Annotated in this window: 14 protein-coding genes; 10 read left to right on the top strand and 4 right to left on the bottom strand. The window is 36.6% G+C overall.

The annotated features are described in order from the left end of the window. From ACO6FI_RS09905 to ACO6FI_RS09950, 10 genes are all read left to right on the top strand, one after another. Window positions 1-1,385, top strand: a 1,385-nt coding sequence (locus ACO6FI_RS09905; RefSeq protein ID WP_485457191.1) for a cobyrinic acid a,c-diamide synthase CobB, incomplete at its 5' end; no start/stop codon positions are given. Then, window positions 1,378-2,538: a nicotinate-nucleotide--dimethylbenzimidazole phosphoribosyltransferase gene (locus ACO6FI_RS09910; protein WP_485457192.1), complete on the top strand. Its 1,161-nt coding sequence runs from the start codon at window positions 1,378-1,380 to the stop codon at window positions 2,536-2,538. The genes ACO6FI_RS09905 and ACO6FI_RS09910, both read left to right, overlap by 8 nt. Continuing rightward, on the top strand, window positions 2,535-3,053 hold the full coding sequence (locus ACO6FI_RS09915) for a bifunctional adenosylcobinamide kinase/adenosylcobinamide-phosphate guanylyltransferase (protein WP_485457193.1): 519 nt from the start codon (window positions 2,535-2,537) through the stop codon (window positions 3,051-3,053). The genes ACO6FI_RS09910 and ACO6FI_RS09915 overlap by 4 nt, the downstream gene beginning before the upstream one ends. 2 nt (window positions 3,054-3,055) lie before the next feature. After that, entirely contained in the window at window positions 3,056-3,814 is a 759-nt protein-coding gene (locus tag ACO6FI_RS09920; RefSeq protein WP_485457194.1) for an adenosylcobinamide-GDP ribazoletransferase, read from the top strand. A 6-nt stretch (window positions 3,815-3,820) separates the two neighbouring features. Beyond that, window positions 3,821-4,840 (top strand): adenosylcobinamide-phosphate synthase CbiB, encoded by a 1,020-nt coding sequence (cbiB, locus tag ACO6FI_RS09925; RefSeq protein WP_485457195.1) that lies wholly within the window; start codon window positions 3,821-3,823, stop codon window positions 4,838-4,840. Beyond that, window positions 4,825-5,586, top strand: coding sequence for a precorrin-4 C(11)-methyltransferase (gene cobM, locus ACO6FI_RS09930; RefSeq protein WP_485457196.1), 762 nt, complete (start codon window positions 4,825-4,827; stop codon window positions 5,584-5,586). The genes cbiB and cobM overlap by 16 nt, the downstream gene beginning before the upstream one ends. Further along, window positions 5,573-6,604, top strand: a complete 1,032-nt coding sequence (locus ACO6FI_RS09935; RefSeq protein ID WP_485457197.1) for a pyridoxal phosphate-dependent aminotransferase — start codon at window positions 5,573-5,575, stop codon at window positions 6,602-6,604. The genes cobM and ACO6FI_RS09935 overlap by 14 nt, the downstream gene beginning before the upstream one ends. Window positions 6,605-6,607: 3 nt before the next feature. Further along, window positions 6,608-8,113 (top strand): cobyric acid synthase, encoded by a 1,506-nt coding sequence (locus tag ACO6FI_RS09940; protein WP_485457198.1) that lies wholly within the window; start codon window positions 6,608-6,610, stop codon window positions 8,111-8,113. 11 nt (window positions 8,114-8,124) lie between these two features. After that, window positions 8,125-8,781 carry a precorrin-8X methylmutase gene (locus tag ACO6FI_RS09945; protein WP_274970163.1) on the top strand — a complete coding sequence of 219 codons (657 nt, stop codon included), beginning with the start codon at window positions 8,125-8,127 and terminating at the stop codon, window positions 8,779-8,781. A gap of 219 nt (window positions 8,782-9,000) precedes the next feature. Further along, window positions 9,001-10,647 (top strand): CAP domain-containing protein, encoded by a 1,647-nt coding sequence (locus ACO6FI_RS09950; RefSeq protein ID WP_485457199.1) that lies wholly within the window; start codon window positions 9,001-9,003, stop codon window positions 10,645-10,647. A 217-nt stretch (window positions 10,648-10,864) separates the two neighbouring features. On the opposite strand, the gene ACO6FI_RS09955 is transcribed toward ACO6FI_RS09950, so the two are convergent. From ACO6FI_RS09955 to ACO6FI_RS09970, 4 genes are read right to left on the bottom strand one after another with little or no spacing between them, the layout of a single operon-like run. After that, window positions 10,865-11,041 carry a DUF4250 domain-containing protein gene (locus tag ACO6FI_RS09955; RefSeq protein ID WP_485457200.1) on the bottom strand — a complete coding sequence of 59 codons (177 nt, stop codon included), beginning with the start codon at window positions 11,039-11,041 and terminating at the stop codon, window positions 10,865-10,867. Window position 11,042: 1 nt separating this feature from the next. Further along, window positions 11,043-11,771, bottom strand: coding sequence for a YebC/PmpR family DNA-binding transcriptional regulator (locus tag ACO6FI_RS09960; RefSeq protein WP_009444833.1), 729 nt, complete (start codon window positions 11,769-11,771; stop codon window positions 11,043-11,045). Window positions 11,772-11,817: 46 nt separating this feature from the next. Then, the gene (locus ACO6FI_RS09965) at window positions 11,818-13,221 is read right to left on the bottom strand and encodes an MATE family efflux transporter (RefSeq protein ID WP_485457201.1); all 1,404 of its coding nucleotides are present in this window, start codon (window positions 13,219-13,221) and stop codon (window positions 11,818-11,820) included. Then, window positions 13,199-14,545: a hemolysin family protein gene (locus ACO6FI_RS09970; RefSeq protein WP_485457202.1), complete on the bottom strand. Its 1,347-nt coding sequence runs from the start codon at window positions 14,543-14,545 to the stop codon at window positions 13,199-13,201. Before ACO6FI_RS09970 ends, ACO6FI_RS09965 begins: the two co-directional genes overlap by 23 nt. Window positions 14,546-14,564: the final 19 nt, after the last annotated feature.

Consider the following 14,564-nt stretch of genomic DNA (forward strand, 5'->3'; position numbering starts at 1 on the left):
ATTTTATAGTAAATTCTATAAAAAGGAGCATTATTACAATGAACTCTAAAAAACAGGCTTTTATGGTTTCAGCAATGAAATCAGGTAGCGGTAAGACGCTTATTACCCTAGGCCTTATAAATATATTAAAAAGAGCGGGCAAATCCGTTTCCATCTACAAAACAGGACCCGACTACATAGATACAATGTATCACGAGAAGATAGCAGGTTCACCGTCTACAAATCTGGATCCGTACTTTTTGGAGTTCTCGTTTAAACCGGGTGAACTGAAGAAACTTTTTTTTAGAAACCTTAAAGGAGATGTCGCCATAATAGAAGGCGCAATGGGACTGTTTGACGGCATCTACGGAGAGGGAAAAAGATGCAGTGCCTGCAGTGTATCAGAAGAGCTGAATGTAGATGTGATTATGGTTGTTGATGTGGATGAGCTTGACAATCTGTCTGCATATTTGCAAAGCTTTACACACTGTGTAAAAGCTGTGATAGTAAATAAAGTAAAAAAAAATACAGATATAAATATGATAAGATTAAGGTTAAATGAACTTGGACTTTTTCTGATAGGATACCTGTATTTTGATACGGATTTTCATATTGAAAGCAGACATCTTGGGCTGTATGAGCCTCAAAAAGATATCTTCAATATAGTAAATAAAGTATCTGATGAGCTTTCAAAGACATTGGATTTTACTATGCTTGAAGATTTCCATGTTGAAGTACCACATTACACATCTGTCACTGCTGAGGCTTTAAATATAAAGCAAAAAAAATATCGTCTTGCCTTTGCCTATGATGAAGCTTTTTCTTTCACCTATGAAGAAAATATAAAGGTTTTGGAAGAATACGGCTTTGAGATAGTGAAGTTCAGTCCGATACATGATAAAAAACTCCCTGACAATATAGACGTGCTTTGGCTCTCAGGCGGTTATCCGGAGCTTTATGCAAGAGAGTTGTCTTCAAATACCTCCATGCTTGAGAGTATTTATAATGCTGACATTCCTATAATTGCAGAATGCGGAGGCTTTATATATCTGCATAAGAGCTTTGAAAACAATGAAGGTGAAAGTTTTAAAGGTGTAGGTCTGATAGACGGAAAGGCCTTTAAAACAAAGAAACTTGTCAGATTCGGATATATTGAGATAGAAGTCCTATCTGAGAGTATCTTGATGAAAAGAAACCAAAGGATTCGCAGCCATGAGTTTCACTACTATGACTCCACCTGCAACGGAGACTATGCTCATGCCATAAAGGCCAATAAGAGCAAGGAATGGGACTGTATCAACGCACACGACAATATATTTGCAGGTTTTCCTCATCTGTATTTACGTGGCTATGAATTTTTATTACAAAATCTGATTTCATTTTTAGAAAGGGAAAAAGATGTATAGACTACCTGATTTGACAATGATACAAAGTGATTTATTACTTGAATTTGAAAATCTCATAGCTTTAGTAACTCCTACATCACAAAGTCACAGACAGCTTGCAAAAAAGCACTGGGACAGTATTGCAAAACCGCTTGACAGTCTGGGTGAGTTTGAAAGAATCTTCCAAAAACTCTCTGCGATATATGAAAGTGAAATACCCGATATTTCAAGCAAATGTATCACTGTGATGTGTGCGGACAACGGAATTGTAAAAGAAGGCATATCACAGTCGGACAAGGATGTTACATTAGCCGTTGCAAAGAGTATGGCACTTGGAACTTCAAGTATTGCAGTGCTGTCAAAAGCTGCAGGCTCAAAAATGATGGTCTTTGATATGGGAATTGACAGCTTTGATACTGAGATATACTCACTTGGTGTAATCAATCACAAACTGATGCACGGCACAAACAACTTTATAAAAGAAAAAGCAATGCCGCTTGATATTACACTTAGAGCACTTCTTACAGGGATAAACATAGTAAGAGAACTGAAAGAAAGTAAAACAGCCATTATCGGTACGGGTGAGATGGGAATAGGAAATACCACCACATCATCCGCACTTTCCGCCGCCATACTTAATTTACCTGTTGAGGATGTAACAGGTCGCGGTGCGGGACTTGACGATATTAAGTTAAATAAAAAGATAGATATTATAAAAGAGGGGATAGAAAAGTACGGTTTTAGGGATAAGCTGTTTTTGGACAGCATAAAGTCCGAAGATAAAAGTGTAAGAGTCTTGGCTGTGCTTGATTTACTTTCATCTTTAGGCGGACTTGATATTGCAACACTTACAGGTATCTTTATAGGCGGAAGTATATATAAATTGCCGATAGTTATAGACGGTGTAATCTCGGAGGTTGCAGCTTTGTTTGCGTATTTTATCAATCCGTTCTGTAAGGAGTATATGGTTGCCTCACATCTGAGTCGTGAACCTGTGGCAAGGATCATCTTTGATATTTTAGACTTAAAGCCTGTTATAGATGCTTCATTGGCACTTGGCGAGGGCAGCGGATGTGCTATGCTTTTTCCGCTTCTTGACATGGTATTGGAGATTTACACAAAGAATGCAAGTTTTTCGGATATTAAGATAGAAGAGTATAAAAGATTTATATGATAGTATATATTTACGGCGGTGTATCAAGCGGAAAGTCGGAGTATGCCGAAGATTTGATTTCAAAAAGTTTTGAAAATAAAATTTATCTTGCAACAATGGAAAATACCGGAAGTTATGCAAAGCAAAGGATACAAAAGCACCTTAAGCAAAGAGCGGATAATAACTTTTTCACTGTTGAAGAGCCCAGATATCTAAGCAACATAAATATACACAGTGCCGATAATATTTTGCTTGAGGATTTGACCAATCTGCTTTCCAACAATATTTTTGATGAAAACGGTATTAAATCCGGCTCCAAAGAGATTACAGAAGCAATTTTTTCTGATATAATTGAACTTGAAAAGAGATGTAATTCTCTTTTTATTGTGGGAAATGATATTTTCTCTACAAAAAGAAACCAAAGTAAAGAACTGGATATGTTTATAGACTGTCTTTTCTCTTTACATCAAAAAATAATTGATATTGCAAATAGAGTGGTCGAAGTGATTTACGGGCTGCCCTATGACAGAAAGTAAAGATGATAAATATAATAAAGTCAATGGCAATAACCTTTGCCATGTACTCAAAGCTTCCGGTCAGGAGTTTTGAATGGAAAAAAGAAAATATGAAATATTGCCTTTTATTTTTACCTGTTGTGGGTATAGTAGAAGGGATTTTTTTGGTTTTATTTTCTATATTTTTCAGTAAATTAAAAGTGAATGAATTCCTTGTTGCGGCGATACTTACAAGCTTTCCGATATTGTATACAGGCGGCATACATATGGACGGGTTCCTTGACACTATGGATGCACTGGGTTCAAATCAGCCGAAAGAAAAAAAACTTAGTATAATGAAGGATTCCAATTCAGGCGCCTTTGCTATAATCGGTGGGCTTGTATATATAATTTTATACTTTGCCGGTATGTTGTCCATAAAGAGTTTTACAAAGATATGTATACTTGCTGTTGCATATATGCTTATAAGGGCTTACAGCGCACTGGCTTTGACAGTATTTAAAAATGCGAGAGGCAACGGTCTGGCTTTTGAATTTGCCGATAAAAGCCTTATTTACATCAACAGAATAGTATTGCTTTTATTTATCGGCTTTGGAAGTGTGGCTATGATAGCGGTAAGTGTAAACTACGGTCTGCTTTGTGCGATAGCTACATTTTTGGTTTTTTTATTTTACAGGGTAAAATCTTTTGAAGAGTTTGGGGGTATTACAGGTGACCTTGCAGGCTATTTTTTGCAACTGGCAGAACTTGTAGTTGTTTTGGTACTTGCATTGGCACCTTAGAGTAAAATGATTCATTTTTTTGCTTTTTTATGTGGATTTATATTGGATTTTTTTATCAGAGATTTTGAAAAATTTCCACATATAGTAAGATTTATAGGTAATACAATTTCAGCTTTTGAAAAGCTTTTCAGAAAAGTTTTCAAGTCAGATACAGGACTGCTTTTTTCAGGCTTTCTTATCGTCTCTTTTAATATCCTTATTTGGGGAGGAGCGGCATACCTTATAGATACTTTCTTATATAAGGTAAATATTTTACTTGCATTTTTATTGGAAAGCTTTCTGTTCTTTCAAATATTTGCAAAGGCTTCACTTAGATTTGAGAGTATGAAGGTGTACCATGCTATAAAGAGTAATGATATAGAAAAATCAAGAAAAGCACTCTCCATGATAGTTGGCAGGGACACCGACAGACTTGACTATGAACATATCATAAAGGCGGTTATAGAGACTGTTGCCGAGAATATGTCCGACGGTATTGTTGCTCCATGGTTTTATGCTACACTGGGCAGCATAATAGCGGCGTTTAATACCGAACTTATATGGCTTATCTTGGTGCTTCCTATAATATATAAAACTGTAAATACTATGGATTCCATGATAGGTTACAAGGATAAAAAATATTTTTATATAGGTAAGGCGGCTGCCAAGCTTGACGATATAGTCAATTTCTTACCTGCCAGATTTTCCGCCATTATATTACTTTTTGTGATATTTATATTAGCTTTGGTTAAAGGCAGTTTTATAACATTTACAAACTCTCTACAAGCTTTTATCAAGTACCGATATGTACATTCCAGTCCGAACGCAGGGCAGACAGAGAGTATTATTGCAGGCTTTTTTGATACAAAGCTGCTCGGTGACGCCTATTATTTCGGCAAGCTTGTCAAAAAGAAAAGTATCGGAGACGGTAATGCAGTCATAAAGGCTGACGATATAATAGAAGTAAACAATATTATGTATTTTGCTTACACGGTATTGCTTATAATAAATTTAATAATTGGAGGCATAATATGCTTTATTTCATAGGTGCAGGCTCGGGAGATCCTGAACTTTTGACTGTCAAGGGCAAAAGAATTATTGACAGTTCAGATGTTATTATTTATACAGGTTCTCTTGTAAACAAAGAATTATTTACAGATATTAAAGAAGACGCAAAGCTTATAAACTCCGCTTCTCTAAGCCTTGACGAGGTGCTTGAGATTATATTTGATTCAACCGCCAAGGGTTTGAGTGTTGTCAGAGTTCATACAGGTGATCCGTCTATGTACGGCGCCATCCGCGAACAGATGGTTGCTCTTGATAAGGCAGGTATAGAATATGAGGTGATTCCCGGGGTAAGCTCCGTTTTTGCAGGCGCTGCCGCAATGAAAAAAGAATTTACTTTACCCGGAGTTACACAGACTCTTATTCTTACAAGAATGGCAGGCAGGACCCCTGTTCCTGAAGCTGAAAGTATTGAGAATCTTGCAAAGATACAGGCAAGTATGGCGATTTTTCTAAGTATAGCAAGTATTGATGAACTTGCAAAAAAGCTTATGAATTCATATCCTAAGGATACACCTGCTGCCGTAGTATATAAGGCAAGTTGGCCCGACCAAAAGATAATAGTGTCAACTCTTGAATGTATTGCAGATAAGGTTAAAGAAGCCGATATAAATAAGACGGCACTTGTATATGTAGGCAGATTCCTTGCAGATGAGTTTGAACTCAGCAAGCTCTATGACAAGCATTTTTCTCATGAGTTCAGAGAGGCTAAAGATGCACGGAGGTAGATTCTTAGAATATGCCAAGACAGGAAAAAGATTTATCGACTTTTCCGCAAGTATCAATCCGTACGGACTTGACAATAACCTAAAAAAAATTCTGACAGATTCCATCTCAATTTTGGAGCATTATCCGAACGGAGATTATAGTGAGATAAATGACATAATAAGTAAAAAACATAATGTGGATACAGGTGATATTTATCTTGGAAACGGTGCAAACAGTATTATATTCAGATTGTTTCAAACCTTTAAAAAAGGGATAAATATATGTATACCGGTGCCAAGCTTTGAATCATACAGACTGGCTGCCGAATCAATAGATGCTGATTTAATCTACTACAATATGCCGAATCTTCATATAGATGAAGATATATTTGATGTATTATCTGATAATATTGATATACTTGTACTTACAAATCCGAATAATCCGACAGGATTTGTTATTGGAGATGAATTATTACATAAAATAATCACATATTGTAAGCAAAAAAATATTTTTGTTCTGCTTGATGAGTGCTTTTTGGAGTTTGTAAAAAATGGTGAAAATCACTCAATGTGCGATAAACTGAGTACATTTGAGAATATAGCGATACTCAGATCTCTTACAAAGCTGTATGCTTTCCCGGGACTTCGCTTCGGATACTTGCTCACACATAATGATATGATAATGAACAAGCTTAAAAAGCTTACACCTTCATGGGAAATAAATACACTTGCGCTTGAAGCCGCTAAATACTCACTGACACAAAATATGGACCACATCGTTGAATCTATTCAAAAAGAGAAGACTGTTTTGGCAGATAAATTGGAGGATTTAGGTATAGTTACCTTTAACTCAGAAGCAAACTTTTTATTTTGTAAGTATAAAAAGAATTTGTCCAAAGAGCTTTTGACATATGGAATAATAGTCAGAGACTGCTCGGATTTTATAGGACTTGATAATACCTACTTCAGAGTGGCGGTCAAAACAGAGGTTGAAAACAAAATACTTGTTGATACAATACATAAGATACTTAGGGGGTAGTTTATGGCAAAGGTTATAATGGTTCAGGGAACCATGTCGAACTCAGGTAAGAGCTTTTTGGTTGCCGGACTTTGCAGAATGTTTAAAAGAATGGGCTTTAAGGTGGCGCCTTTTAAGTCACAAAATATGGCTCTAAACTCCTTTATAACAAAAGACGGTTTGGAGATGGGAAGAGCTCAGGTTATGCAGGCCGAGGCGGCTAAGGTAGCGCCTGACGCATGTATGAATCCGATACTTTTAAAACCTACATCAAATACCGGAAGTCAAGTGATATTAAACGGTAAAGTCTATGCTAATATGAGTGCAAGCGATTATTACGCCAACAAAAAGAGCTTTATTCCTTATGTACTTGATGCTTACAAAAAACTTGACAGTGAATACGATATTATTGTTATAGAAGGTGCCGGTTCACCTGCGGAGATAAACTTAAATGAAAATGATATAGTGAATATGGGGCTGGCAAAACTTGTGGATGCACCTGTACTATTGGTTGCCGATATTGACAGAGGCGGCGTATTCGCATCTGTTTTCGGTACTGTAGCTCTTTTGGACAATGAAAGTCAAAAAAGAATAAAGGGTATTGTGATAAATAAGTTCAGAGGTGATAAAACCTTGTTGACTCCGGGCTTTGATATGCTCAAAGAACACTTTGCTAAAATAGGTGTCAAAATACCTGTAGTGGGTGTTATACCTATGACAAAGATTGATATAGACGATGAAGACAGCCTATCTTCAAGACTTGATACTGCAAGTACCGAATTTTCAAATGATAAGATAAATATTGCGGTAATCAGACTGCCGCATATTTCAAACTTTACAGATTTCAATCCGCTTGAGAGAAGGTCTGAGATTGTACTGAAGTATATCACCTCTCCAAATGAGATGGCAGATGCGGACCTTGTAATATTACCCGGATCAAAAAATACACTATATGATCTTCGTTGGCTGAAAGATAAAGGCTTTAATCGTAATAATCTGATAAATAAAAATCTTATCGGCATATGCGGAGGTTTTCAAATGCTTGGAAACAACTTAACCGATGAGGCAGGAGTGGAAGAGGGAGGCTCTGAAACAGGACTTCAACTCCTAAACTTCAGTACTGTATTTGCCAAGAAAAAGACTACAAGGCAGACTAAAACAAAGATAATGAATTTGCCGGATTTTATTGATAATCTTAGCGATACTGCCATAACAGGTTATGAGATACATATGGGCAGCACCATAGATGCAGATGAAAAGTATTTTACAATATCAGATATAAGTGAAAACGGAGGCTTTATAAACAAAAATATACTTGGCACATATATGCACGGTATATTTGAAAATGATAGGTTTGTAGATTCAATAATAAGCGGACTTATCAAAAAGACAGGTAAAGATATCGGTCTTAATGATAATATAATAGATTTTGAAAGCTATAAGGACTCACAGTATGAGCTTTTGGCAGATCTGGTGGAAGAGTCTTTGGATATAGAAAGAATAATGAATATTTTAAATATCGAAAAATAGAAAGGCAAGTTATGCTACAGATAAAACCTGAGGATATAGAGAAAAAGAGTTTTGAAATACTTACATCACAGATGGATAAGGACAGACTGAAGTTTTATACCGATGATGAGCTTTTGGTTGTAAAAAGAACTATACATACCACGGCTGACTTTGACTATCAGTACAATGTTATATTTCAAAATAATGCAATTGAAACTTTAAAACATTGTATACAATCAGATGCAATGATTTTTACAGATACAAATATGGCACTAAGCGGTATCAATAAAAGGATACTGACAGGGAAGTTTTCTATAACTCCGCGCTGCCTTATTGCGGAGCCTGATACGGTTGAATATGCCAAGAAAAACAACACTACAAGAGCAACGGCCTCCGTTGATTTGGCTTATCAAATTCGTGATGAAAAACAGGATTTAAATAAAGGCAAAAAGATCCCTATAGTGTTTGCGGTAGGCAATGCACCTACGGCACTGATAAGAATCCATGAGCTTTTAGACAAATATACACCTGATTTTATTATCGCGGCACCTGTAGGCTTTGTAAATGTTATCGAAGCCAAGGAGCTAATAAAACAGAGCAATATACCTGCAATCATTTGTGACGGCAATAAGGGCGGAAGCAATGTCTGTGCCGCAATAATAAATGCTGTATTATTGCAAATGGTATAATAAAGACTGTTACCTGATGAACGAACTTATCGGGTAACAGTTTTTTAGTTTTAAAAAATTATCATATGTTACATATTTTAAAGTTTTTATTGTACAATGTAACGATAAATGTGATAATAGCATACAATTATTGAAAGACTTTTGTATCTGTAATATAATATTTATAAAATATTAAGGATATTTAAATCTTATATTTTAAGTATCTGCGTGGAGGTATATATGGTCAAAAAACTATTGTCACTGGCTGCAATCAGCCTTGCCGTTGTCGGGCTTTACAGCATGGATGTTGCAGCATATCCGTTTACCGTAGCCGGAACGCCGTCTAATGCAAAGATGGCTACACAAAGAAGTGAGGAAGATATAAAAGCTTATCTAAGCAGTCATCCTTTCGATGTTACAAAACCTGATACTTGGAAGGTTACACCTGACTACAAGAACAATATAGCAGGAGAGTTAAGTGATGCTTCAAGACAAAACGCTCTCAACACTTTAAATGTCATGAGGTATGTTGCCGGACTTAATGAAGCAAGCTATGACTATGATACCGAAAAGTATGCACAGGCATCATCAACACTTATGATCGGAATAGGCGGTATCACACATAATCCTGAAAGAAAAGCCGGTGTATCCGATGAGTTATACATCAATGGTGCCTACGGTGCAAAGCATTCAAACCTGGGTGCAGGTTATGATACAATTTCGGAGGCCATACTCTATGGCTGGATGGGAGACGGAGACCCTTATAATATAGATAGAGTAGGACATAGAAGGTGGGCAATCTCTCCTGGACTTGAAAAGACATCATTCGGTATTTCCGTAGGGCCGGGACGCAACAATGAATATACATCCATGTATTGCATCTATACAGGTACAGACTTGTGGAATTCGTTCTTCGGCAGTTCAAGTAGCGGTAGTGATGTAGACTTTTTGACATGGCCTGCAAGTAAGATGCCTGCAGAATATATGTACGGCCCTTGGTCTATCTCATTGAACTCCGACTACTTCAGTGCAAATGAAAATGATGTAAAGGTTACTCTTACAAATTTAAAAACAAACAAGTCATATTATTTTGATAAGAGCGATAAGAGTACTACAGGCGAATTCTTTAATATAAATACAGGCGGCTACGGCTCATTACATCAGGCTGTTATTTTTGACGCAAAGATAAAATATAATGCAGGTGACAGATATCTGGTCAAAGTTGAAGGACTTAAGGATAATCACGGAAATGCATATGATCCTATAGAATATACTGTAGATTTCTTCAGCTTATATGGGAATAAGAGTTTCGGCAAAAAAGGTCTTATAGTTGAAAAAGACGGCAGCACAAGTGTACATACAGGCGGCTCAGGTAAGTCAGGCAAATCCGGTGGCGGAGGCGGCGGTCGCTCAGGTGGTGGCTCATCAGGCGGAGGCTCCGGAAGGTCAAAAACTACATTCACATGGGGATTTATCAATACAGACAATAATACAAGTCAATCCTCAGGCGGAACCTGGGTTAAATTAAGTAACGGAAGTTGGAATTATTTTAGAAACGGCTCAACTTTACCTGTAAGAAATGATTGGGTAAAAGATAACGGACATTGGTTTTATCTTAGTGCAGACGGCAGTTTGATTGAGAACAACTGGTTAAAAGTAAACAATTCATGGTTCTATGCAAAGGCGGGAGGATATATATCCGAGAATGAATGGCTTTACTTAGGTAATAAGTGGTATTATACACAGGCAGGAGGATATAGCGCAGTCAGTCAGTGGTTACAGATAAACGGAAAGTGGTATTGCTTTGACTCAAGTTGTGCGCTGTATGTAAACACTACAACACCTGACGGATACAGAGTGGATGCAAACGGTGCATGGATTAAATAAGCTATAAACATATTTATGTTTGTATAAACGCAATATTAGGGAGTTATTATGGTAATAGCTCCCTATATTTAAATTATATAACTATGCGTTAAACTTGAGTTTTGCGAATAGTTATATATTGAATATTTACCGGGCAAACTACTCTTCAAATAAAAATAGTATTTAAATAATCAGCCTAAACCAACTATTTAAATACTATTTTTAGTAACAAATATAATTATACAAATTGATTTCTATCTTCGTTATAGTGATAATCAATCATCTCAAGCTTTTTCTTTATCTCATCCTCATTTAGATTATTTTCTTTACAAAAATCATCCAACGAAGAATTAAAATCTCTAAGCTTGGTATTTATAAGTGATAATAACATCACAGGATCCTTTGGCAATATCATATTACTCATCCCAGCTATGATATACATTCTGTACATCATCCTCAACATCCAAAAGGTCAAGAATACGATTCATCTTCTTGATATCTTCCTCATCTGACAATGTTACCCAGTTTTGAGGAATCATCGTAACCTCTGCATCAGCCATCGGAATACCAAGTTTTTCAAGTCCCTCTCTTACAGCTGAGAAATTATCAGGATCTGTTAAAATCTCATAGCTGTCTTCTTCCTCATTGAAATCCTCGGCACCAAGGTCAAGTGCAGTCATCATAAGTTCATCCGGGTCCATATCACATTCTTCCTTATCTATGATAATCTGTCCCTTCTTGTCAAACATAAAAGACACACATCCCGGTGTTCCGATATTTCCGCCACCCTTTGTAAAAGCCGCTCTTACATTTGCTGCCGTTCTGTTCTTATTATCTGTTAAAGTTTCTACAATAATTGCAACACCGTTAGGGCCGTAACCTTCATAGGTGTTCTGCTCATAGTTTACAGAATTGACATCTCCTGCCGCCTTTTTGATACCTCTTTCAATTGTATCATTTGGTACATTGTTTGCCTTTGCTTTTGCAATAACATCTCTAAGTCTTGAGTTATTGTTCGGGTCCGGTCCGCCCTCTTTTACCGCAACTGCAATCTCTCTTCCAATTACAGTAAAAATTTTGCCCTTAGCGGCATCATTTTTCTCTTTTTTATGTTTAATATTTGCAAATTTTGAATGTCCTGACATATTTTCTCCTTTATATACTAATCCAAAAAACTATTTTATACTTAAATTATTTTGCTGTCAATTCTATAGCCAAGTTTTTCAACCACTTTCCCTGTTTATACCTTATATACCCCAGTACTGTCTTATAAATTTCTGCAGAAAGCACCATTCCATATACTATATATATAGGAAGTTTAAAGTACAGTCCTCCGATAAAAGCCATAGGTACTCCGATAAGCCAAACCCCTGACAAGTCCATAAACAGACAAAAAAGTGTATCCCCACCGCTTCTGAGTATACCTACCAAATTCACTGTAGCCACCGCCTTAAAAGGTAAGAATATGGCAAATACCAGTAAACAAAGTTTTATATCACTCATCAAATCATCAGACACATTGTAGAGTCTTACAAAAGGTACTCTCAGTAATACTATAAGTATTGAAACCGATATACTGACTATGATTGTAAGTATCCAGGTGTATGAACCGTATACCTTCGCCTTTTTCAGATTGTCGGCTCCCATCTCGTTTCCAAGTATTACTACGGCGGCAAGTGCAATTCCTTGGAATGAAACCACCAATAAATCCTGTAAGGCGGTGGAAATGGTTATTGCCGCTATGGCCGCATCTCCCATTCTGCCGTATACTACAGAATAAAGCGTGGTGCCAAGCCCCCACAGCGACTCATTGATTATTACGGGGAATGCGGTTACAAAAAACTGATTTATCAAATCCTTTGAGAAAGGGTTAAGATTCTTCAAAGAACAGATAAGCGGTGAATTCTTTAGCTTTATAAGTACAACAGTCAATAAAAATTCAAATATTCTGGCCACTACAGTTGCAATCGCCGCACCTACCACACCAAGTGCCGGAAATGTAAACTTTCCGAATATCAGTATATAGTTTAGAATGATATTCACTACAATGGCAAAGATACTTGATATAACAGGTACCTTAACCTCTCCCACCGCTCTCATTATTGCAACATAGATGTCTGTAGCCGCCGTAAACGGATATGAAATACAGACAACGCCAAGATATGCGGCGCCTATTGTTATGGCATCTTGTGAATTTGTAAAAATTTTCATCAACCTGTCCGGCATAATAAAAGCCGTTGTTGCGAAAATTATTCCTCCGGTTAATGAAAGTAAAAGGCCAAGTCCAAGTACCTTTCTGATATTTTTTATATCATTATTTCCCATGTACTGTGAAGCCAACACTCCGCTACCGCTTTCAACGCCGAATACCAGCAGTACAAATACAAAGAAGTATTTGTTTGCCAAACCTACACCTGCAATGGCGCTCTCCCCCAACTTGCCTATCATTACAGTGTCAATAAAATTGACAATCATCTTTAATAACATTTGAAGTGATACAGGCAGTGCAATAGACAAAACCCTGCCTATATACTCCCTGTCTTCAAACATACCAAGCGGACCAAGCAATCCGCTATTCTTCTTTAAGCTCCTCATCCTCTTTTAATTTTGTTACTTTAATGGTGTTAATCGTCCTGTTTGAAACCTTCAGCGCTTTGAACTCATATCCATGCATTATAATATCAAACTTCTCATTATCTTCAGGTATTCTGTCAAGTTCGGATATCATAAGACCGTTTATAGTATCAAAATTTTCCAACTCCTCTTCATCAAATTTTATACCAAGAACATCTTCAATATCAGATAGAGGTGTCATTCCCTTTATTATATATGAACCGTCTGCAAGCTTTTTTATAAACTCTTCATCCACATCGTACTCATCCAGAATATTTCCTACAATCTCCTCAAGTATATCCTCCATTGTGACAATACCCGATGTCTGACCGTACTCGTCCACTACCACTACCATATGATTTTTATGTGACTGCATTTCTTTAAATAATGTATTCAAATTTTTATTCTCCGGAACGAATATGGTCTTTCTGAGTATGTTCGGAATATCCTTGATGGCTGTATTTTGATAATTGGTAGTATTCTCACATATCAGGGCATCCTTCATATTCAAAATACCCATTATATTGTCAATGTTTTCATCGTATACAGGATATCTTGTGTTATTACCTGTAGTCAGCATGAAGTCAATAGCCTCTTGCAAAGTATCTTTACTGTCTATAAATACAACACTTTTTCTATGTGTCATTACATCTCTTGCCTGCTTATCGTTAAGCTCAAAGATATTTGTAATCATCTCGGCCTCGGAGCCCTCAAAGATACCCTGTTCATGACCCTCGTTTAACATACTTACTATATCTTCTTCACTTACGGTCTCCGCCTGTGCCTTTATATCCACTCCGAAAAGCTTTAATATAATATATGAAACTCCGTCAATTATACATATAATCGGTGACAATAAAAACATCAGTGCGGCAGATATACTCATAAATGTATATACACTTTTTTTCGGTTCTTTTCTTGCAAGCTTGTTTGGCAATGATATTCCGAAAATAACAAAGAGAATACAAAAGACCACAACAACGATAAAAATCGAAAGACCGCTTGAAAATGATACAGGTAAAGTATTCGGCAGTTTATTCTTTATAATACTTCCGAATGTCCTGACAAAATACCATCCGAGGAAACTTACGGAAAGTATATTTACTATATGTGTACAGTAAAGCACCTTATCCTTTTTTTCTAAGAATTTCCTTAACCTGTCCTCTTTCTTTCCCTCTTTACCCTCTTCTTCTATATCCGAATTATCCAATTCACGCAATGCGGAATTGAATGAGTGAATTGAAAAATTGACAAACAATACAATTACAATACTAATAATCAATAATGCCGAATGAGCATCGTCCATGAAAATCTCCTACTTATCC

The organism is Lachnoanaerobaculum sp. (assembly GCF_057250505.1).

What these genes read in the sequence shown, in the direction of transcription:
- ACO6FI_RS09910 (WP_485457192.1), top strand. Translation starts at nt 1,378, where the DNA reads ATGTATAGACTACCTGATTTGACAATGATACAAAGTGATTTATTACTT.
- ACO6FI_RS09915 (WP_485457193.1), top strand. Translation starts at nt 2,535, where the DNA reads ATGATAGTATATATTTACGGCGGTGTATCAAGCGGAAAGTCGGAGTAT.
- ACO6FI_RS09920 (WP_485457194.1), top strand. Translation starts at nt 3,056, where the DNA reads ATGATAAATATAATAAAGTCAATGGCAATAACCTTTGCCATGTACTCA.
- cbiB (WP_485457195.1), top strand. Translation starts at nt 3,821, where the DNA reads ATGATTCATTTTTTTGCTTTTTTATGTGGATTTATATTGGATTTTTTT.
- cobM (WP_485457196.1), top strand. Translation starts at nt 4,825, where the DNA reads ATGCTTTATTTCATAGGTGCAGGCTCGGGAGATCCTGAACTTTTGACT.
- ACO6FI_RS09935 (WP_485457197.1), top strand. Translation starts at nt 5,573, where the DNA reads ATGCACGGAGGTAGATTCTTAGAATATGCCAAGACAGGAAAAAGATTT.
- ACO6FI_RS09940 (WP_485457198.1), top strand. Translation starts at nt 6,608, where the DNA reads ATGGCAAAGGTTATAATGGTTCAGGGAACCATGTCGAACTCAGGTAAG.
- ACO6FI_RS09945 (WP_274970163.1), top strand. Translation starts at nt 8,125, where the DNA reads ATGCTACAGATAAAACCTGAGGATATAGAGAAAAAGAGTTTTGAAATA.
- ACO6FI_RS09950 (WP_485457199.1), top strand. Translation starts at nt 9,001, where the DNA reads ATGGTCAAAAAACTATTGTCACTGGCTGCAATCAGCCTTGCCGTTGTC.
- ACO6FI_RS09955 (WP_485457200.1), bottom strand. Translation starts at nt 11,041, where the DNA reads ATGATATTGCCAAAGGATCCTGTGATGTTATTATCACTTATAAATACC.
- ACO6FI_RS09960 (WP_009444833.1), bottom strand. Translation starts at nt 11,771, where the DNA reads ATGTCAGGACATTCAAAATTTGCAAATATTAAACATAAAAAAGAGAAA.
- ACO6FI_RS09965 (WP_485457201.1), bottom strand. Translation starts at nt 13,221, where the DNA reads ATGAGGAGCTTAAAGAAGAATAGCGGATTGCTTGGTCCGCTTGGTATG.
- ACO6FI_RS09970 (WP_485457202.1), bottom strand. Translation starts at nt 14,545, where the DNA reads ATGGACGATGCTCATTCGGCATTATTGATTATTAGTATTGTAATTGTA.